We start from the raw sequence: 19,172 nt of genomic DNA, 5'->3' as shown, positions 1-19,172 counted from the left end.
CGCTTCCCCGTGGCAGGCGGGAGGTCCAGCCGTGAACATCGACAAGGCCCACCCCGACCGCGCGACGCTGTCCGAGGTCGCGCCCGGCGTGCACGCCTGGGTCCAGCCGGACGGCTCGTGGTGGATCAACAACGCCGGGGCGGTGTTCGGCGATGACGGCGCGCTGCTGGTCGACACCTGCGCGACCGCGCGGCGCACGCAGCGCTTCCTGGACGCCGTGCGCGCGGCCGGCGGGGACGCGCCGATCCGGTTCGCGCTGAACACCCACCTGCACGGCGACCACACGCACGGCAACGCGCTGCTGCCGGACTCGACCGTCCTCATCGGACACCCGGCGACCCGGGACGGCATCCTGGCCGACGAGGTGCTGCAGCACGCCCCGCCGGTGTGGGACCCGGTGCCGGAGTTCGGCATCACCGAGCACCGCGCGCCGACGGTGGTGCTCGAGGACTCGCTCGTGCTGCACCTCGGCGACCGGCGGGTCGAGCTGCACCACCCCGGGCACCCCGCGCACACCCGGGGCGACGTGGTGGCGTGGGTCCCGGACGCGGGCGTGCTGTTCACCGGCGACCTGGTCTTCCACGGCGTGACGCCGCTGGTGTTCATGGGTTCGGTGGAGGGCGCGCTGAAGTCGCTGGACTGGCTGGCGGGCTTCCCCGCGAGCACGGTGGTCCCGGGCCACGGGCCGGTGCTGCCCGGGACGTCGTTCCCGCGGGTGCTGGAGGACCAGGCCCGCTACTACCGGTTCGTGCTGGACACGGCCCGCCAGGCCCGCACCGACGGGCTGTCCCCGCTGGAGGCGGCGCAGCGCTGCGACCTGGGCGAGTTCGCGCACTGGCCGGACCGCGAGCGCATCGTGCTCAACCTCCACCGGGCCTACGCCGACGCCGACGAGACCGACGTCGACCTGGCGGAGGCCTTCGCGGACGCGATCGCCTACAACGGCGGCCCGCTGCGCTGCGCCGTCTGACTGGTGGCGGGCACCTCGCGGCCGAGGTGCCCGCACCGGCTCACAGCGGGCGGGGGATGCGCTCCTCGACGGGCGCGAGGGTGATCGGCAGCGCCGGGAGGGTCTGGTACCAGTAGGCGACCGAGGAGACGTCGTCGGAGCGCTTGTTGGCGTGGCCGTGCTCGATGGTCACCTTGATCGACTTCTCGAACACCACCGGGTCCTCCACGTGGAAGCGGTAGTAGGACACCTGGCCGCTCCAGTTCGGCCCGCCCGGCATGGTGATGCCGTGGTAGGGCGCGTGGTAGGTCTGCGTCGGGCACCACGCGGTGCCGAAGTAGTCCTCCGTGCCGGTGCCGTGCAGGCGTGGCGGCCACACCTCGCCGTCGATGAAGAACATGTCGTCGCCCTCGCCGTACCAGTTCCACTCGCTGGTGTGGCGGAGGTTGTGCACGTTGAGCACGGTGCCGACGTAGTGCCCGCGGCCCTCGGCCTCCAGGATCACGTAGTTGCCCTCACCGCCGATGTTGGTGCCGCCGAAGAGGAACTCCTCGTTGGTCTGGTCGCCCTGCTCGACGCCGTCGGTGGGGTTCTGCCGCCGCCACTGCGCGTGGAAGTAGCCCAGCTCCGGGTCGGCCTCGGCGTAGGTCTCGTAGTCGATGTAGTAGTAGAACGTCACCGGCTTGACGCTCAGCTCGCTGATCAGCTCGACCCGGGCGCGGCCGGCGAAGGGCATGGCGAACCAGCAGTTGAAGCCCTTGCCGTCCTGCGGGCTCATCTGCAGCGGGGCGGACACGAAGTTGGCGCTGCGCCCGTGCCCCATGCCGAAGAAGTCGCCCAGCGGCACCAGCACCGCCGGGTTCTCCTGGTCGTCCCAGGTGATCTTCAGCACGAGCCGCCGCAGGTAGTCCCCCTCCAGCTCGGCGGGCTTGCCGACGTGGTCCAGCGCCACGGTGCACCAGATGTGCGTGATGACGCCGGGACCTTCGATGTCGGCCAGCTCGCGGGTCTGCCCCGGCTCCACGCGGATGTTGTCGGTGTTGCCGCCGGTCTGGTCCCAGCTGGACACCCGGCCGCGCCGACTCCTCCGCAGCCGGGGCAGGTCGCGCAAGCTGCTGCCGAAGTTGCCGTAACCGCCCACAACCGCCTCCCCAGGGGTGAAGTGTGCTCCTGATCACTTCTTACCACGCCGGCCGGGCGGCGAGGCGGTTTTTCCCGAGGCGGCGGCGCGGGCGACCAGCGGCGTCCACAGTGGCCGGTGCGGGCCCGCGGCGTCAGCGGGCCGGGGGCTCGTAGGCCTCGATGCGGCGCAGCAGGTTGCGGATGCGCAGGCCGTAGAGCGGGGACAGCGCGTACCCCGGGTAGCTGGCGAACCAGCTGGCGCTGCCGAGGCTCACCGCGTCCGCGCCTGCCCAGAAGTACTCGCGGCAGTCGTCGAAGCTGCGGATGCCGCCGGTGGCGATGATCGGCAGGGTCACGCCCGCGTCGCGCAGCTCCTTGACCACCCGCAGCCCGATCGGCTTGATCGCGCGCCCGGACAGGCCGCCGAAGCCGTTCTTCAGCAGCGGCCGCCCGGTGTCCGGGTCCAGCCGCAGGCCCTTGACGGTGTTGATCGCGGTCAGCGCGGACACCCCGTGCCGGGCGGCCAGCCGGGCGTGCGCCAGGTAGTCGTAGTCCGGCGACAGCTTGAGGACCACCGGGTGGTTGCTGCGCGGCACCGCCTCGGCCAGCACCGACTCGATGATCTGGTCGAAGTCGAAGTTGACGTTGTGGCAGGAGACGTTGAACTCGACCGCCGCGATCTCGCCGCTCGGCACCGCGGCGTTGACCTTGTCCACCAGGGTGACGAACTCCTCGGCGGAGAACCCGCCGACGGAGATGATGGTGTTCTGCTCGCGGGTGCGCGGGTAGTAGTCGCGCAGGTAGGCGTCGATGCCGACGTTGCACCAGCCGAAGGCGTTCAGCCAGCCGCCGTCGACCTGCCGCAGCGCCTGGCCGTAGCGCTTGACCAGCGCGGGCAGCTCGGTGAGCGGCCACACGTCGCGGGTGGTGAAGTGCCCCTCGCGGGGCTCGACGGTGACCGTGCGGGTGGTGACCGCGCCGAACCGCTCGAGCGGGACGAACTGCGAGATCGGGCTCATGCCGTAGGGCACCAGCTTGGCGTTGGCCACGCCGTAGCCGAGCAGGCTGGACGAGGTCACCAGGCGGTTGCGCAGTCTGATGTCGCCGAGCCGAACGCCGGGTTCGGCCGGGACGTCTCGCACCAGCCGTAGGTTGCGCTCCTGGGCCACGCTCACGATCTCCTCCAACCCCGCTCGACGGCCTGCGGGTGCAGCGTCGGCGTCCATTGTCCCCCATCTGCCGGTGCCCACCCCAGCGGGCTCGATCGCATGCCCGGTTCGCACGCTTGCGTTCCGCACACGATTCCTGTTCGATCGAAACCGTGGAGAGTTCGGAGCGGGAGGCGGCGATCGTCGAGCGGCTGCGGCGGGCCGAGCGCGTCACCGTCGCGGAGCTGGCCGAAGCGACCGGCTGCTCGGAGATGACCATCCGCCGCGACCTGGACCACCTGGCCGAGCAGGGCGTGCTGCGCCGGGTGCGCGGCGGCGCGGTGAGCTCCCTGCGCGGGCACGCGGCGCCGTTCCCGCTCCGCGAGCGCGACGAGCCGGCGACCAAGGAGCGGTTGGCCGCCGCGGTCGACGAGCTGGTCACCGACGGTGAGTCGGTCATCCTCGACTCGGGCACCACGACGCTGGCGGTGGCCAAGCGGCTGGCCCACCGCCAGATCACCGCCGTCCCGCTGGACCTGCACTCGGCGCACGCGCTGAGCAACGTGCCGCAGGTGGACCTGCTGCTGCCCGGGGGCCGCGCCAAGCCCGGCGAGCTGTCGTTCACCGGCCACCTGACGGAGGCCTCGCTGCGCGCGCTGCGGGTGGACACCGCGGTGCTCGGCGTGTGCGGGCTGTCGGCGGAGCACGGGCTGACCGCGCACGACCTGGAGGAGGTCCCGGTCAAGCGGGCCGCGGTGGAGGCCGCCCAGCGCGTCGTCGCCGTCTGCCACGGGGCGAAGTTCGCCCGCACCGGGCTGGGACTGGTCTGCCCGGTCACCGAGCTCGACGTCGTCGTCACCGACGCCTCCGCCCCGGAGGAGGCGCGCGCCGCGCTCGCCGCGGCCGGAGTGGAGGTCCGCGTTGTCTGAGACCACCGTCGCCATGCCGCAGCGGGCGCGCTGGGCCGTCACGGCGTACTTCACGGGCACCGGCGCGGCGCTGGGCACCTGGACCGCGCGGATCCCGGCGATCAAGCAGGACCTCCGCCTCGGCGACGGGGAGGTGACGCTGGCGCTGTTCGCGGTCGCGGCCGGGTCGGTGCTGGCGATGCAGGTCATCGGGCACCTCGCCGACCGGTTCGGCAGCGCGCGGGTGCTCGGGCCGGCCGGGGTGGCGATGGCGGCGAGCCTGCTGCTGCCGGGGTTCGCGGGCGACCTGCCGACGCTGCTGGTGGGCCTGCTGGTGTTCGGCGCCGGGCACGGCACCGTCGACGTGGCCATGAACACCCACGCGATGCAGGTGCAGCGCGGCTACCGGCGGCCGATCGTGAGCACCTTCCACGCGATGTTCAGCGTGGGCGGCCTGCTCGGCGCCGGGGCCGGCGCGCTGGCCGCCCACCTCGCGATCGGGGTGGGCGCGCACTTCGCCTTCGTCGGAGCCGTGCTGGCGGCGGTGCTGCTGCTGGCGCGGCGCGAGCTGCTGCCCGGCGAGGCACCGACGCCGAGCAGCGCCGTGCCGCAGCGGCGCGGGGTCTCGCTGGGCATCCTGTTCCTGGGCGTGCTGGCCTTCTTCTGCTCGGTCGGCGAGGGCTCGATGGCGGACTGGTCGCCGCTGTACCTGCACGACGTGCTGCACACCAGCCCGGCGGTCGCGGCGATCGGCTACGCGGTGTTCTCCGCGACGATGGCGACCTTCCGCTTCCTGGGCGACGTCCTGGTCGCCCGGCTCGGCCCGGTGCTGCTGGTCCGCTGCTGCGGCACCATCGCCGGGGTGGGGCTGGGCACCGCGCTGCTGCTGCACCACCCGGTGGCCGGCCTCATCGGGTTCGCGCTGTTCGGCATCGGGCTCTCCTGCATCATCCCGCAGGTGTTCAACGCCGCGGGCAACCGCGACCCGAGCCGCAGCGGCCGGGACCTGGCGCAGGTGAGCACGCTCGGCTACGGCGGGCTGCTGGCCGGCCCGGTGGTGATCGGCCTGGTGTCCGGCTGGACCGACCTCAGCGTGGGCCTGGCCGTCCCGGCCGTGCTGGCCCTGCTGGTGGCGCTGTCCGCCTCGGCCGTCCGCCCGCGCTGAGGACTACTCGGCGCCGTCCGGGTAGCCGCGGCTCTGCTTCCACAGCTCGGGACGGCGGCTGCCGGCGAACTCGTGCACGTACCCGCACTCGGCGCAGACCAGCCCGGTGGCGGACGCGTTGGCCCAGGCCAGGTTGAACAGCTCCGCGCCGGTGGAGTTCAGCTTGACCTCGCGCCGGTGGAAGAGCGCGCCACCGCACACCAGGCACCGGAACGCCTTGCCCAGCACGGTCGCGAGCTTCGGCCCGCCGTCGAACAGCCCCATGGAGCCGATCATGGCAGCCGGGCGGCCGGTTCCCGCAGGCGAGTGCGGGAACCGGCCGGTCGCCGCAGCTCAGGCCGCCAGCAGGCCGGTCCCCAGCGTCACGACGCCTCCGGCCAGCGCCAGCGCACCCAGCCAGACCAGCGCGATGAGCCGGTTCGGCCGGTGCACGTCCCGTCCCAGCGAGGACAGGAAGAACCCCGCCGACACGAGCACCGCCGCGGCGGGCACGCCGAGCCGGGCCAGCCAGCCGAGCGCGCCGGTCAGCCCGGTGGCGTCGGCGAGCACCAGGCAGACCAGCCCGAGCGTGACGAGCACCCCGGCGTGCGCGTGCCCGGCGCGGGCGAAGGCGCGCTGGAACTCGGTCATCGGCACCCGACCGCGCGCGACCGTGGTCAGGAACCAGCCGCCGAACTCGATCGTGACGACCGTCAGCAGCACCACGCCCGCGACGTACTGGCTCGGCGCGCTCAGCGTGACCTCCGGCATGCCACCCACCCCATTTCATAACACCGTTTTGAAACAGTGTCATGACACTAGCGGACGAGCCGCCGGAGGTCACGCGGATCACCGGGGTCGTGCGTGCGCAGACCGGCTCCAGCCGGTCCCGCCGCTCACGACCCCCGGGCCGCGGACACCGCCGCCGCGCAGCGGTCGCGGGCCTCGTCCACCGCCGCGACCAGGGACTCCGGGGCCAGGCCGGCGATCACCGCGTCCACCTCGCGCAGCCCGGCGCGGGCGAGCAGGCGCTTCTCGTTGGTCACCCACTCCCCGCGCGCGGCCAGCACCGCGTGCGCCGACTGGCAGGCCGCCTGGGCGATCGACCCGGCCGTCTCGGCGAGCTGCCCGCGCGGCGCGTGGTTCGCCCGCGCGTAGGCCAGCACGAGCGACGCCTGCTGCCACCAGACCTCCGGGGCGGTCTCGCGCAACGCCGGCGGGAACTCCGGGCGCGGCAGCTCGCCGTGCAGCACCCGGTTGATCGCCAGCTCCGCGAGCACCAGGTAGCTCGGGATGCCCGCCAGGTGGAACAGCAGCGGCTGCCACTCGAACCGCCCGGCGCGGGCTTCGGCGAGGACGTGCTCGACCACGTCGAGGTCGCGGTAGTGCACGTCCACCGGGCGGTCGTCGATCCGCAGCCAGGCTCCGCCGTCGAACACGCCGCCCCAGGCGCCGAGCTCGGACACCTCGCCCGGCCACCCGACGTCGCGCAGGTGCTGCGGCTCGAACCGGCCGCGGTAGTAGATCGCGAAGTCCCAGTCGCTGTCGGCCCGGTGCGTGCCTTGCGCGCGCGACCCGCCGAGGCTCACCGCGCGGACGCCCGGCAGCTCGGCGAGGCGGGCGGCGACGTGGGACTCGAAGTGTGCTTCCTCCAGCAAGGGATCTCCTCCAGCGCAGGATCGACCGGCGCGACCGCACCGGGTCGCGCCGCGGGACCGTGGTGGTTCAGCGCTGGGAGTCCATGCGGCGGAGGTTACCAGCGGCGGTCCGTCCACTTCGGTCGGCGCGCCGCGGTGCGCGGAGCCGGTCCCGGGCGCGTGCGCTGCGGGGCGTCCGGGAGAATCGCGCGGCAACCACCGATCGAGGAGAGCGTGTGAACACCGAGAAACCGAAGATCGCCCGGCCGAAGGGCGAGCCGCCGGCCGAGCTGGTCGTCCGGGACATCACCGTCGGCGACGGCCCGGAGGCCACCGCGGGCAGCACGGTCGCCGTGCACTACGTGGGCGTCTCGCACAGCACCGGCAAGGAGTTCGACGCCAGCTGGGACCGCGGCGAGCCGCTGCGCATCCAGCTCGGCCGCGGCCAGGTCATCGAGGGGTGGGACCAGGGCCTGCAGGGGATGCGGGTCGGCGGCCGCCGCCAGCTCGTCATCCCGCCGCACCTGGCCTACGGCGACCACGGCGCGGGCGGCGTCATCGCCCCCGGCGAGACCCTCGTCTTCGTCTGCGACCTCGTCGACGCCCGCTGACGAACCGGCGGCCGCGGGTGCCGTGCGCGCACGGCACCCGCACGACCACTGTGGACGGAGCTCAGGACTCCTGCTGGGCCTGGCGGCGGAGCTCCCGGAGGTCGCGCATCGCCTTGACGGCCAGCTCGCCGTCCGCGGCCTGGATCGCCATGATCGGCACGTACTCGTCCTCGGGCAGCTCCAGGCGGGCCCACGCCGAGCCGTCCGGGAAGGTCACGGCCTGCACCAGCGGCCACGCGTAGCGGTGCGTGCCGATGATGTTGCGCACCTCCACGCCGGTGGCGTCGGCCCGCAGGCGCGGACGCGTCAGCAGCATCACCCCGGCGGCCAGCAGCACGCCCAGCAGCGCCATCGCGACCTGGTCGGACACCGAGAAGATCACACCGGTCGGGCTGTCGGTCAGCAGCGTGCCGACCACCGCGAACACCACGACCAGCAGCACCGCGATCGGGATCGCCACCCGGCGCACCTTCCGCGGCCGCACCTCCACGGTCACAGGAACCCCCGTTCCCCGTTCCAACCCCGCAGCTCCCGCAGCACCAGCGCGGTCTCCAGCGCGGCCGCGGTCGCCTCGAAACCCTTGTCCTCCACCGAGTCCTCGAACCCGGCCCGCGCTTCGACCTGCTCCACCGTGTCGCAGGTCAGCACGCCGTTGCCGACCGCCGTGGACTCGTCCAGCGCCACCCGGGTCAGGCCCTGGGTGACCGAGTCGCAGACGTAGTCGAAGTGCGGGGTGCCACCGCGGACCACCACGCCGAGCGCCACCACCGCGTCGTGCTGGTGCGCCAGCTGCTGGCACACCACCGGGAGCTCGATGGAGCCCGGCACCCGCACCACGGTCGGCTCGGCGATGCCCGCTTCCTCGGCCGCCGCCAGCGCACGCGCGAGCATCTGCTCCACGTACCGCTCGTGCCAGCGGATCGCCGCGATGCCCAGCCGCAGGTCACCGGCCTTGGGCACGCTGACGCGCGGCCGCCCCTCACCACTCATGCCGTCACTCCGGTCTCGCCGTTGATCGAGGAGTCCTCGCCGTCGTCGAGGTTGTCCAGCACGTGCCCCATGCGGTCGCGTTTGGTCCGCAGGTAGCGGATGTTCTCCGGGTTGGGGCGGATCGGCAGCGGCACGCGGTCGACGATCCGCAGCCCGTAGCCCTCCAGGCCCACCCGCTTGGCCGGGTTGTTGGTGAGCAGCCGCATCGACTTCACACCCAGGTCGCACAGGATCTGCGCGCCCTGCCCGTAGTCCCGGCTGTCCACCGGCATGCCCAGCGCGACGTTGGCGTCCACCGTGTCGGCGCCGTCGTCCTGCAGCTGGTAGGCCTGCAGCTTGTGCATCAGGCCGATGCCGCGGCCCTCGTGCCCGCGCATGTAGAGCACCACGCCGCGCCCGGCCTCGGCCACCTTGGCCATCGCCGCGTCCAGCTGCGGGCCGCAGTCGCAGCGCAGCGAGCCGAGCACGTCACCGGTCAGGCACTCGGAGTGCACCCGCACCAGGATGTCCTCGCCGTCGCCGATCTCGCCGTAGACCAGCGCCAGGTGCTCGATGCCGTCGAGGGTGCTGTCGTAGCCGACGGTGCGGAAGGTGCCGTGCGGGGTGGGGATGCGGGCCTCGGCGACCCGCACGACCTGCTTCTCGAAGCGGCGCCGGTAGGCGATCAGGTCGGCGATGGTGATCAGCGCCAGGTCGTGCTCCTCGGCGAAGACCTCCAGCTCGTCGCGGCGGGCCATGTCGCCCTCGGACTTCTGGCTGACGATCTCGCACAGCGCACCCGCCGGGCGCAGGCCCGCGAGGCGGGACAGGTCCACCGCGGCCTCGGTGTGCCCGGGCCGGCGGAGCACACCGCCGTCGCGGGCGCGCAGCGGCACCACGTGGCCGGGGCGGGTGAGGTCCTTGGGGGTGGCCTCGGCGTCGGCCAGGACCTGCAGCGTCCTGGCGCGGTCGGCGGCGGAGATGCCGGTGCTCACGCCCTCCGCGGCGTCCACGGTGACCGTGTACGCGGTGCCCTTGCGGTCCTGGTTCCAGTAGTACATCGGGGGCAGGTCGAGGCGGTCGCAGTCCTCACCGGGGAGCCCGACGCAGATGTAGCCGGACGTGTAGCGGACCATGAACGCGACCAGCTCGGGCGTCGCCTTCTCCGCGGCGAAGATCAGGTCGCCTTCGTTCTCGCGGTCCTCGTCGTCGACGACCACCACCGGGCGGCCGGCCGCGATGTCGGACAACGCGCGTTCGATGCTGTCGAACCTGCTGCTCACGGTGCCGCCATCCTCGGGGTTCATCACTGCGCCTCCCTGACGCCGCCATTGTCCTCCGAACGGCTCGGCGCACCACGGTCCTGGTGCGCCAGCTGCGCGGCAGCGAGCCGTTCGAGGTGCTTGGCCAGCACGTCCACCTCGATGTTCACTTCGTCACCCGGGACGCGCCGACCCAGCGTGGTCAGCTCCCGGGTGGTCGGGATCAGCGCCACGCTGAAGCTCGACTCGCCGGCCTCGACCACGGTCAGCGACACGCCGTCGACCGTGATCGAGCCCTTCTCCACCAGGTAGCGGGACAGCCGCTGCGGCAGGTCGAAGCGGGTGAGCCCGTCGTCCCCGGTGCCGCGCAGGACGGCCGTGCCGTCGACGTGGCCCTGCACGATGTGCCCGCCGAGCCGGTCGCCGAGCGCCATGGCGCGTTCCAGGTTGACCCGGTCGCCGGGGGCGACGTTCTCGAGGGACGAGCGGCGCAGCGTCTCGGCCACCACGTCGACCGTGAAGCGGCCGTCCTCGACGGTCACCACGGTCAGGCACACCCCGTTGACCGCGATCGAGTCGCCGTGCTCGGCGTCCTCGGTCACCAGGGGACCGTTGATGGTGAGCCGGCTGCCGTCGTCGAGCGGCTCGACCGCCTCGACGGTGCCGAGTTCCTCCACGATCCCGGTGAACACTGCTGCCTCCTCGCGCTCGGCACCCCTGCGGTGCTCAGCCCTGCTGCGGAACCGCGCTGACGCGGACGTCCGGGCCACTCATCGTCGTCTCTTCGATCTGCAATCGCCATGCCTGCGAGATGCTTCCCACTCCGGCATCGCCCAGCGCAGCCGGGCCGGCACCGAGCAACACCGGGGCCACGTAGGCCAGCACCCGGTCCACGCAGCGGGCCGCCAGGAACGCCCCGGCCAGCCGCGGTCCGCCCTCCAGCAGCACGTCGACCACGCCGCGCTCGGCGAGCGCGGCCAGCGCCGCCCGAGGGTCACCGCCGGGCAGCCGGATCGTCTCGGCCGCGTCGTCGAAGACCTTCGCGGTGGACGGGAGGTCGCCGTCACCGACCACGACCCGCAGCGGCTGCCGGTCCAGCAGCGTCCCGTCGGGTGCGCGGGCGGTCAAGTGCGGGTCGTCGGCGCGGACCGTGCCGGTGCCCGCGATGATCGCGTCCACCCGCGCGCGGATCCGGTGCACCTCGGCGCGGGACTCCGCAGAGCTGATCCACTTGCTGGTGCCGTCCGCGGCGGCCGAGCGCCCGTCCAGGCTGGCCGCGTACTTCCAGGTCACGTGCGGTCGCCCGGTGCGGGCGGAGTGCAGCCAGGCGCGCAGCGGACCGGCCGCGACCTCGTCGGCCAGCAGCCCGCCGCGGACCTCCACGCCGGCCGCGCGCAGCACCTCCGCGCCCCCGCTGGCCACCGGGTTCGGGTCGGACACGGCGTGCACGACGCGCGCCACACCCGCGGCGAGGAGCGCGTCGGTGCACGGGGGCGTGCGACCGGTGTGCGCGCACGGCTCCAGCGTCACCACGGCGGTCCCGCCGCGGGCCCGCTCCCCCGCCGCGCGGAGCGCGACGACCTCGGCGTGCGGGCCGCCCGGGGGCCGGGTCGCGCCGACACCGACCACCTCACCGCCGGGCGCGAGGACCACGCACCCGACCGGCGGGTTCGGGCTGGTCGTGCCGCGGACCTGCTCGCTGGCCGCGATCGCGGCGCGCATCGCCTGCTCTTCGCCGACCATCGACGTCCTCCCGAACCGCCCCACCTGGTCCCTCGATCACCCCGTGCGCGTCACCGCCCACGGGCTCGGCGGCTCACTGCCGGACGTGGGCGAAGTTCGGTGCCGCCTTGGCCCGCAGCGCCTCGACGGCCTGGGCCGGGTCGTCGGCACCGTAGACCGCCGACCCCGCCACGAAGCAGTCGACGCCGGCCTCAGCAGCCTGCTCGATGGTGTCGGTGTTGATGCCGCCGTCGATCTCCACCAGCAGCGTGAGGTGCCCGGTGTCGACCAGCTGGCGCGCCTTGCGGGCCTTGTCCAGCACGTCGGCGATGAACTTCTGGCCGCCGAAGCCGGGCTCGACCGACATCACCAGCAGCGTGTCGTAGTGCTTGAGCACGTCGACGTAGGGGTCCAGCGGGGTGCCCGGCTTGATCGACAGGCCCGCCTTGGCGCCGGCGGCGCGCAGGTCCTTGGCGATGGCGATCGGGTCCTTCGCGGCCTCCACGTGCACCGTGACGTTGTGCGCACCGGCCTCGGCGTAGCCGACCGCCCAGCGGTCCGGGTCCTCGATCATCAGGTGGCAGTCGACCGGGATGTCGGTCACCTTGAGGATCGACTGGACCACCGGCAGACCCAGGGTCAGGTTGGGCACGAAGTGCGCGTCCATCACGTCCACGTGCAGCCAGTCGGCCCGCTTGCCGGGCTCGCCGTTCACGGCGGCGATCTCATCGGCCAATCGGGCGAAGTCGGCGGACAGGATGGACGGCGCGATCATCGGCTGGTTCGACACATGCGCGAGTGTAGAAGAGCGCGTGTCCCGGCCCGCCCAGCGGTGCGGGTAGCGGTCACTCCACCTGGTCGACGGCCTTCCGGCGGCGGACGACGTAGTAGGCCCCGCACAGCAGGAGCACGAACGGCACGCCGGCTTTCCAGGCGGTGTCGAACTGCTCGGTGAACGGCGTGGTCAGCAGGACGGCCGCAACGAACAGCATCGCCAGCACCGTGGTCACCGGGGCGCCCGGCAGGCGGACCGGCGAGGGCGGCAGCCCCTCCTTGGCCCGGCTGCGCCGGAACACCAGCTGGCTGGCGAAGATGAGCAGCCACGCGACCAGCGCCCCGAACAGCGCCAGGCCCAGCAGCATCGGGAACGCCGAGTCCTCGGCGAACACCGCCAGCAGCGCGGCCAGCACCAGCCCGGCCGTGGACAGCACCAGCGCCCGGCGCGGCACGCCGTTGCCGCTGACCTGCGCGAACCACTTCGGCGCGTAGCCGTCGATGGCCAGCGAGTGCGTCATGCGCGCGGTGATGTAGAGGTTGGTGTTCATCGCCGACAGCGCGGCGGTGAGCACCACGAAGTTCATGATCCCGGCCGCCGCGGGGATGCCCACCATGCTGAACAGCCGCACGAACGGGCTCTGCGTGACGTCCTCGGAGGACGACACCTCGTTCCACGGCAGGATCGAGACCACCACGAGCATCCCGAGCACGTAGAACAGCGCCAGCCGCAGCACCATGCCGCGCGCCGCGCGCGGCACGTCCCGGCCGGGGTTGCGCGACTCGGCGGCGGTCATCGACACCGCCTCGGTGCCCAGGTAGGAGAAGGTCACCACGGTCAGCGCCAGCCACACCGCGCCGAGCCCGTTGGGCAGGAACCCGCCGTGCTCGGTCAGCGCGCCGACGCCGGCGGGCTCCTGGCCGGGCAGGCCGAAGACGATGTAGCACACGCCGAGGGCGATGAACACCACGATCGTGACGACCTTGATCATGGCGAACCAGTACTCGAACTCGCCGAAGTACCGCACGGCCGAGACGTTGACCGCCAGCATGATCACCGAGAAGGCCACCACCGGCACCCACAGCGGCAGCTGCGGGTACCAGAACTGCACGTACAGCCCGGCGGCGATGACCTCGCTGCCGACGTTGACCACCTGCGCGGCCCAGTAGATCCAGCGCGAGACGAAGCCCGGCAGACCGCCGAGGTAGCGCTGCACGACCGCGCCGAAGCCGCCCGCCTCCGGGTGCACCACGATCATCTCGGCCAGCGCGTACGCCAGCGCCAGCGCGGCGAAGGCCGCCACCGCGTAGGCGATGATCACGGCCGGTCCGGCGATGGAGATCGCCAAGCCCGAGCCGAGGAACAACCCGGTGCCGATCGCGCCGCCGATGGCGATCATGCCGACCTGGCGGCCGGACAGGTCACGGCGGAGCCCGGACTGCCGTACCGGTGCGGTCTCCTGTGCCACAGCGCCTCCCACTCCTCGCGCACACCCCTCGGTGCGCGTCGAGCACCTTACGACGCCGCGACCACCTCCGTCGGGCTCGGTTGCGCACTCGTTGCGCGCGGCGCGAGGCGCTGTGCCGGTCAGCTGGGCAGCGTGAGGTCGATCGGAGTGCCCTCCTCCACCGAGCGGCTGACCGTGCAGTACTTGCCGATGGCGCGCTCGACGGCGTCGAGCAGCTTGGCGCGCTCGTCGTCGTCCTCGACCGCGCCGAGGTCGACGTCGAAGCCGACCTGGACGCGGGCGAACCGGTGCTTGTCCGCGGGGTCCTTGGTCCGGTCCGCGTGCACGGTCAGCTCCGCGTCCTCGCCGAGCCGCCGGACCAGCAGGTTCTCGCTGGTCAGCGCCGAGCACGCGGCGATGGCGGCGAGCAGCAGCTCACCGGGGGTGAACGCGTCGGGCGCGCCCTCCCGGCCGATCGCCACCCGCCCGCCGCGCGGGTTGGTGGCGACGAAGGTGTGCTCGCCGGTCCGGGTCACCTCGACCGGAGTGGATGACATGCCTACCACCTGATCTTCGTCGGACGTGGGGGTCCAGCCTCGACCGCGGGGCGCCCGCGGTCAACCGCCGCTCCCCACGATCAGTGCCGCATCGTGGAACGCCTCGCCACGCCCCGGTCTTCCCGTCAGGATCGGGGCCATGACCACCTCCGAGCTCCGGCGCCGGTTGTCGACGCGTGACCTGGTCGTCGCCGGGCTGCTGTTCATCGGCCCGCTCGCACCCGTCGGCGTCTTCGGCGTGCTGGACGCGCGCAGCGGCGGCGCGGTCGCGCTGGTGTACGTCGTGGCGACGGTCGCCATGGGCTTCACCGCGTGGTCCTACGCGCGGATGTCGGCCGCGGTGCCCCGGGCGGGCTCGGTGTTCGCCTACGCCTCGGCCGGGTTGGGGCGGGCGCCGGGGTTCCTGGCCGGCTGGATGGTCATGCTCGACTACCTGTTCATCCCGAGCGTGGCCGCGCTGTTCGTCGGCATCGCCACCCACTCCCTGCTGCCGCAGGTCCCGGTGTGGCTGGCGACCGGGGTGGCGATCGTGGTCGTCACCGCGCTGAACCTGAGCGGGGTGAAGGTCGCGGCTCTCGTCGGCTCGGTGGTGCTGGTGGTCGAGGTCGTGCTGCTCGCGGTGTTCGTGGTCGCCGCGCTCGTGGTGCTGGTCGGGGAGGGACCGTCCCGGCCGTGGCTGTCCCCGCTGACCGGGGCCGCGGGGTTCGCGCCGCTGGCGGTGCTCGGCGCGGTGTCGGTGGCGGTGCTGTCGTTCCTGGGCTTCGACGCGATCGCGTCCTTCGCCGAGGAGAACACCGGCTCGCCGCGGCAGGTGGGGCGTGCGCTGCTGCTCTGCCTGGCGCTCAGCGGGGTGCTGTTCGTGGCGCAGACCTACCTGGCCTCGCTGCTCAGCCCGCTGACGCCGCAGCAGCTGGCGCAGGACCCGGGCGCGCAGGAGTCGGCGTTCTACGACATGCTGCGCGCCGCGCTGGGCGGCTGGTTGATGGTGGCGGTCACCGCGGTCAAGGCGGTCGCACCGGCGTTCTCGGCGATGGTCGCGCAGGCGGCGGTGAGCCGGCTGCTGTTCGGCATGGCCCGCGACGGGCAGCTGCCAGCCTCACTCGGCCGGGTGGACCGGCGGACGCACGTCCCGCGCAACGCGACCGTGCTGGCCGCGGTGGTGACGCTGCTGGTGTCGGTGTGGGCGGCGTCGGCGGAGGACGGCCTGGAGGTCCTGTCGTCGATGGTGACGGTCGGCGCGCTGAGCGCGTTCGTGCTGCTGCACGCCTCGGTGGTCGGCTACTTCGCGGTGCCGGGCCGGGACCGCCGGGCGTCGACCGTGGTGGTGCCGGTGCTCGGCGGGCTGGTCTCGGTGGTCGTGCTGGCCACGGCCAGCGGCCTGGCGCTGGCGGTGGCCGCGGGGTGGCTGGTGGTCGGCGTGCTGGTGCACGTCCTCCGCGGGCGGCGGGCGTCCGGGCCGGGGTGAGCCGGTCAGGCGTCCTCGCCGATGTCCTCGTACCAGAGGTCGGGGCGGGTGGCGATGAAGTCGGCCATGAGCCGGGTGCACTCCGGGTCGTCGAGGACGACGACCTCGACGCCGTGCTCGGCGAGCCAGTCGTGGCCGCCGTGGAAGTTGCGGGCCTCGCCGATCACGACGCGGCCGATGCCGAACTGCCGCACCAGCCCGCTGCAGTACCAGCACGGCGACAGCGTGGTCACCATCGTGGTCCCGCGGTAGGAGCGCTGCCGGCCCGCGTCGCGGAAGGCCGCGGTCTCGCCGTGCACCGACGGGTCGTCGTCCTGCACGCGGCGGTTGTGGCCCCGGCCGAGCACCGCGCCGTCCGGGCCGACCAGCGCGGCACCGATGGGGATGCCGCCTTCGGCGAGGCCGGCCTTCGCCTCCTCCACCGCCACCGCCAGCCACCGGCGGTAGTCCACTCCAGACACTGCTCACCTCTCCGCTGCTGACCGGACCGCGTCCTGCCGGGCTCAGCCCGGGACCTGGAGCAGGGCGCAGAACATCGCGTCGGTGCCGTGGCGGTGCGGCCACAGCTGGACCGAGGGGCCCTCCCCGAGGTCCGGCACGTCCGGGAAGTGCGGCCGCGCGTCGAGCTGGGTGGCACCGGTGCGGCGGACCGCGTCGGCGACCACGCCCTCGGTCTCCGCCAGGTGCGGCGAGCACACCACGTAGGCCACCACCCCGCCGGGGCGGGTCAGGCGGATCGCCGAGAGCAGCAGCTCCCGCTGCAGCTTGGTCAGGTCGCCGACGTCCGAGGGCTGACGCCGCCAGCGCGCCTCCGGGCGCCGCCGCAGCGCGCCCAGCCCGGTGCACGGGGCGTCCACCAGCACGCGGTCGTAGCCGGGCTCCAGGCCCGGGTCACGACCGTCGGCGACGTGCACGGTGACCGACAGGCCCTCGGTCGCCTGCCGGACCAGGTCCGCGCGGTGCGGTGCCTGCTCGACCGCGTCGAGGGTGCCGCCGTCCATGGTGACCAGGGAGCCGAGCAGGGCGGCCTTGCCGCCCGGGCCGGCGCACAGGTCCAGCCAGCGCTGGTCGGAGCCGGTCAGCTCCGGCCCGGTGAGCGCGAGCGCGACCAGCTGGCTGCCCTCGTCCTGGACCGACGCGAGCCCCTCGCGCACGGGTTCCAGGTCGCCCGGGTCGCCCGCGCCCGGCTCCAGCCGCACGCCGTACGGCGAGTACGGCGCCGGGTCACCGCCGGTGATCGCGGCGAGCTCGTCGGCGCTGATCTCGCCGGGGCGGGCCGTCAGGTGGACCGCGGGGCGGGCGTCGTCGGCGGCCAGCGCCGCGTCCAGCTCGTCGAGGCCGAGCGCGTCGGCGAACGCCTGCGCGATCCACCGCGGGTGCGCGTGCCGCATCGCGAGGTGGCCGACCGGGTCCTCCTCCCGCGCCGGGGCGAGCTCGTCGATCCAGCCCTGCTCGTCGCGCTCGGTGACGCTGCGCAGCACCGCGTTGGCGAACCCGGCCAGCTTCGAACCGGACTCGAACCGCACGATGTCCACAGTGGAGGCGACCGCGGCGTGCGCCGGGATGCGGGTGCGCAGCAGCTGGTAGACGCCGACGCGCAGCGCGTCCAGCAACGTGGGGTCCACATCGGACAGCGGGCGGTTGCTGCACGCGTCGATCACGGCGTCCAGCAGGCCCTGCGCGCGGCAGGCCCCGTAGGTCAGCTCGGTGGCCAGCGCGGCGTCGCGGCCGGTGATCCGGCGCTGCTTGAGCAGCGGGGGCAGCGCGAGGTTGGCGTAGGCGTCGCGCTCCCGGACGGCTCGCAGCGTCTCGACCGCGACCAGGCGCACCGGGTCCACGTCCGCCGGTCGCGGCGGGCTGGACCCGCGTCGCGGCGGGCGGGCCTTGGCCGGCCGGGACGGCCGACGGCGGCGTTCAGTCACTTGAGCCGTTCTCCTCGCTCGATGCGTGTTCCGCGGGCCCAGTCGGTGGCGGCCATCCGCTTCTTGCCCGGCGCCTGCACCTCGCCCAGCTGGACCGCGGTGGTCCCGGTGCCGACCAGCACGCGGCGCTTCTCCACCCGGATCTCGCCGGGCGGCAGCTCCTCGTCCACGATGGACACCGGGCCGAGCTTGAACCGCCCGTCGCCCAGCAGCGCCCAGGCGCCCGGTTCCGGCGTGACCGACCGGATCAGCCGGTCCACCGCGGTCGCGGGCGCGGTGAAGTCGACCTTGGCGTCCTCGACGGTGACCTTCGGCGCGTAGCTGACGCCCTCGGCGGGCTGCTCCTCGGCGCGCACCGTGCCGTCCTCGATGCCGTCCAGGGTCGCCTCCAGCAGCCCGGCGCCGGACACCGCCAGCCGGTCCAGCAGTTCGCCCGCGGTGTCGGTCGGGCGCACCTCCTCGGTGACCACGCCGAAGACCGGGCCGGCATCCAGCTCGGGCACGATGCGGAAGGTGCTGGCCCCGGTGATCTCGTCGCCGTGCCGGATCGCCGCCTGCACCGGCGCCGCGCCGCGCCACGCCGGGAGCAGCGAGAAGTGCAGGTTGACCCACCCGTGCCGCGGGACGGCCAGCGCTTCCTCGCGCAGCAGCGCGCCGTAGGCGACCACCGGGCAGCAGTCCGGGGCGAGCTCGCGCAGCCGCGCCAGGAAGTCCGGGTCCGAGGCCCGGGTCGGGGTGAGCACCTCGACGCCGTGCTCGTCGGCGAGGGTGCCGACGGGCGAGCGCACCAGCTTGCGGCCGCGACCGGCGGGCGCGTCCGGGCGGGTGACCACCGCGACGACCTCGTGCCGGTCCGACTCCAGGAGCTTGCGCAGCGAGGGGACGGCGGGCGCGGGGGTTCCGGCGAAGACCACGCGCATCAGCGGCCCCCGAACAGCGGGTGCGGGTTTTCCTTGATCACCGGCACCTCGCCGGAGAACCACTCCGCGGCGCGGATCTCGCGCAAGGCCTCCTTGCGGGTCTGCTCGTCGAGGCGGTCGACGAACAGCACGCCGTCCAGGTGGTCGGTCTCGTGCTGGATGCAGCGCGCCAGCAGGTCGGTGCCCTCGACCTCGACCGGCTCGCCGTGCATGTTCCAGCCGCGCGCCACCACGTGCTTGGCGCGCACGCAGTCCCAGAACAGGCCGGGGATGGACAGACACCCCTCCGGCCCGAACTGCTCGTCGCCGCCGACCGCCGTCCAGGTCGGGTTGACCAGGTGCCCGGCGAAGCCGTCGCAGTGGTAGGTGAAGACCCGCAGACCGACGCCCAGCTGCGGTGCGGCCAGCCCGGCACCGCCCTGGGACTCCATGGTGTCCCACAGGTCCTGCACCAGGGTGCGCAGCTCCTTGTCGAAGTCGACCACCTCGTCGGCCCTGGTGCGCAGCACGGGGTCGCCGAAGAGTCTGATCGGCTGGACGGTCACGTGGCCCCCCTGTGGAGATCGGTCGTGGTGGTTCGCGACCCGACGAGTCTAGATGGTTTTCGCACCCCG

General features: G+C 73.5%; 22 protein-coding genes. 5 read left to right on the top strand and 17 right to left on the bottom strand.

What is annotated here, in order from left to right:
- Positions 1-31: 31 nt before the first annotated feature.
- A complete protein-coding gene (locus tag HNR68_RS11920; RefSeq protein WP_179720436.1) occupies positions 32-970 on the top strand; it encodes an MBL fold metallo-hydrolase in 939 nt (312 codons plus the stop codon).
- A 40-nt stretch (positions 971-1,010) separates the two neighbouring features.
- On the opposite strand, the gene HNR68_RS11915 is transcribed toward HNR68_RS11920, so the two are convergent.
- Positions 1,011-2,090 (bottom strand): DUF2961 domain-containing protein, encoded by a 1,080-nt coding sequence (locus tag HNR68_RS11915; RefSeq protein WP_179720433.1) that lies wholly within the window; start codon positions 2,088-2,090, stop codon positions 1,011-1,013.
- Between the two features lie 133 nt (positions 2,091-2,223).
- Positions 2,224-3,246 carry a beta/alpha barrel domain-containing protein gene (locus HNR68_RS11910; RefSeq protein WP_343050081.1) on the bottom strand — a complete coding sequence of 341 codons (1,023 nt, stop codon included), beginning with the start codon at positions 3,244-3,246 and terminating at the stop codon, positions 2,224-2,226.
- Positions 3,247-3,392: 146 nt separating this feature from the next.
- Here HNR68_RS11910 and HNR68_RS11905 point away from each other — a divergent pair, with 146 nt between their 5' ends.
- Positions 3,393-4,148, top strand: coding sequence for a DeoR family transcriptional regulator (locus tag HNR68_RS11905; protein WP_179720431.1), 756 nt, complete (start codon positions 3,393-3,395; stop codon positions 4,146-4,148).
- Positions 4,141-5,292 carry an MFS transporter gene (locus HNR68_RS11900; protein WP_246330435.1) on the top strand — a complete coding sequence of 384 codons (1,152 nt, stop codon included), beginning with the start codon at positions 4,141-4,143 and terminating at the stop codon, positions 5,290-5,292. Before HNR68_RS11905 ends, HNR68_RS11900 begins: the two co-directional genes overlap by 8 nt.
- Positions 5,293-5,295: 3 nt before the next feature.
- On the opposite strand, the gene HNR68_RS11895 is transcribed toward HNR68_RS11900, so the two are convergent.
- The 3 genes from HNR68_RS11895 to HNR68_RS11885 all read right to left on the bottom strand — a co-directional run bounded on the left by HNR68_RS11895 (position 5,296) and on the right by HNR68_RS11885 (position 6,926).
- Positions 5,296-5,556, bottom strand: a complete 261-nt coding sequence (locus HNR68_RS11895; RefSeq protein WP_179720429.1) for a hypothetical protein — start codon at positions 5,554-5,556, stop codon at positions 5,296-5,298.
- A gap of 69 nt (positions 5,557-5,625) precedes the next feature.
- Entirely contained in the window at positions 5,626-6,042 is a 417-nt protein-coding gene (locus HNR68_RS11890; protein WP_179720427.1) for a hypothetical protein, read from the bottom strand.
- A gap of 125 nt (positions 6,043-6,167) precedes the next feature.
- A complete protein-coding gene (locus HNR68_RS11885; protein WP_179724945.1) occupies positions 6,168-6,926 on the bottom strand; it encodes a nucleotidyltransferase domain-containing protein in 759 nt (252 codons plus the stop codon).
- A 218-nt stretch (positions 6,927-7,144) separates the two neighbouring features.
- Here HNR68_RS11885 and HNR68_RS26775 point away from each other — a divergent pair, with 218 nt between their 5' ends.
- Positions 7,145-7,519 carry an FKBP-type peptidyl-prolyl cis-trans isomerase gene (locus HNR68_RS26775; RefSeq protein WP_179720425.1) on the top strand — a complete coding sequence of 125 codons (375 nt, stop codon included), beginning with the start codon at positions 7,145-7,147 and terminating at the stop codon, positions 7,517-7,519.
- Positions 7,520-7,580: 61 nt separating this feature from the next.
- Here HNR68_RS26775 and HNR68_RS11875 read toward each other — a convergent pair whose 3' ends face one another.
- From HNR68_RS11875 to HNR68_RS11840, 8 genes are all read right to left on the bottom strand, one after another.
- The gene (locus HNR68_RS11875; RefSeq protein WP_343050080.1) at positions 7,581-7,979 is read right to left on the bottom strand and encodes a PH domain-containing protein; all 399 of its coding nucleotides are present in this window, start codon (positions 7,977-7,979) and stop codon (positions 7,581-7,583) included.
- 32 nt (positions 7,980-8,011) lie between these two features.
- Complete coding sequence (ribH, locus tag HNR68_RS11870; RefSeq protein ID WP_179720421.1) at positions 8,012-8,509, bottom strand: 6,7-dimethyl-8-ribityllumazine synthase; 498 nt, start codon at positions 8,507-8,509, stop codon at positions 8,012-8,014.
- A complete protein-coding gene (locus tag HNR68_RS11865; RefSeq protein ID WP_179720419.1) occupies positions 8,506-9,795 on the bottom strand; it encodes a bifunctional 3,4-dihydroxy-2-butanone-4-phosphate synthase/GTP cyclohydrolase II in 1,290 nt (429 codons plus the stop codon). Before HNR68_RS11865 ends, ribH begins: the two co-directional genes overlap by 4 nt.
- Positions 9,795-10,442: a riboflavin synthase gene (locus HNR68_RS11860; protein ID WP_179720417.1), complete on the bottom strand. Its 648-nt coding sequence runs from the start codon at positions 10,440-10,442 to the stop codon at positions 9,795-9,797. Before HNR68_RS11860 ends, HNR68_RS11865 begins: the two co-directional genes overlap by 1 nt.
- 34 nt (positions 10,443-10,476) lie before the next feature.
- Positions 10,477-11,493 carry a bifunctional diaminohydroxyphosphoribosylaminopyrimidine deaminase/5-amino-6-(5-phosphoribosylamino)uracil reductase RibD gene (gene ribD / locus HNR68_RS11855; RefSeq protein ID WP_179720415.1) on the bottom strand — a complete coding sequence of 339 codons (1,017 nt, stop codon included), beginning with the start codon at positions 11,491-11,493 and terminating at the stop codon, positions 10,477-10,479.
- Positions 11,494-11,566: 73 nt separating this feature from the next.
- Complete coding sequence (gene rpe, locus HNR68_RS11850) at positions 11,567-12,247, bottom strand: ribulose-phosphate 3-epimerase (protein ID WP_179724943.1); 681 nt, start codon at positions 12,245-12,247, stop codon at positions 11,567-11,569.
- Positions 12,248-12,317: 70 nt separating this feature from the next.
- Entirely contained in the window at positions 12,318-13,715 is a 1,398-nt protein-coding gene (locus HNR68_RS11845; protein WP_179720413.1) for an amino acid permease, read from the bottom strand.
- Positions 13,716-13,834: 119 nt separating this feature from the next.
- Positions 13,835-14,251, bottom strand: coding sequence for an OsmC family protein (locus HNR68_RS11840; RefSeq protein ID WP_179720411.1), 417 nt, complete (start codon positions 14,249-14,251; stop codon positions 13,835-13,837).
- A 139-nt stretch (positions 14,252-14,390) separates the two neighbouring features.
- On the opposite strand from HNR68_RS11840, the gene HNR68_RS11835 reads away from it, so the two are divergent.
- Positions 14,391-15,716 (top strand): APC family permease, encoded by a 1,326-nt coding sequence (locus HNR68_RS11835; protein ID WP_179720409.1) that lies wholly within the window; start codon positions 14,391-14,393, stop codon positions 15,714-15,716.
- 5 nt (positions 15,717-15,721) lie between these two features.
- On the opposite strand, the gene HNR68_RS11830 is transcribed toward HNR68_RS11835, so the two are convergent.
- The 4 genes from HNR68_RS11830 to def are packed head-to-tail and all read right to left on the bottom strand — an operon-like array spanning position 15,722 to position 19,103.
- Positions 15,722-16,177, bottom strand: a complete 456-nt coding sequence (locus HNR68_RS11830; RefSeq protein WP_179720407.1) for a deaminase — start codon at positions 16,175-16,177, stop codon at positions 15,722-15,724.
- A gap of 42 nt (positions 16,178-16,219) precedes the next feature.
- Entirely contained in the window at positions 16,220-17,638 is a 1,419-nt protein-coding gene (locus HNR68_RS11825) for a transcription antitermination factor NusB (protein ID WP_179720405.1), read from the bottom strand.
- Complete coding sequence (gene fmt, locus HNR68_RS11820) at positions 17,635-18,558, bottom strand: methionyl-tRNA formyltransferase (protein ID WP_179720403.1); 924 nt, start codon at positions 18,556-18,558, stop codon at positions 17,635-17,637. The genes HNR68_RS11825 and fmt overlap by 4 nt, the downstream gene beginning before the upstream one ends.
- On the bottom strand, positions 18,558-19,103 hold the full coding sequence (gene def / locus HNR68_RS11815) for a peptide deformylase (RefSeq protein WP_179720401.1): 546 nt from the start codon (positions 19,101-19,103) through the stop codon (positions 18,558-18,560). The genes fmt and def overlap by 1 nt, the downstream gene beginning before the upstream one ends.
- Between the last annotated feature and the right edge of the window lie 69 nt (positions 19,104-19,172).

It is taken from the genome of Saccharopolyspora hordei (genome assembly GCF_013410345.1).
GTDB classification, from domain to species: Bacteria; Actinomycetota; Actinomycetes; order Mycobacteriales; family Pseudonocardiaceae; genus Saccharopolyspora; species Saccharopolyspora hordei.
This window is presented reverse-complemented; position numbering and strand designations above follow the sequence as displayed.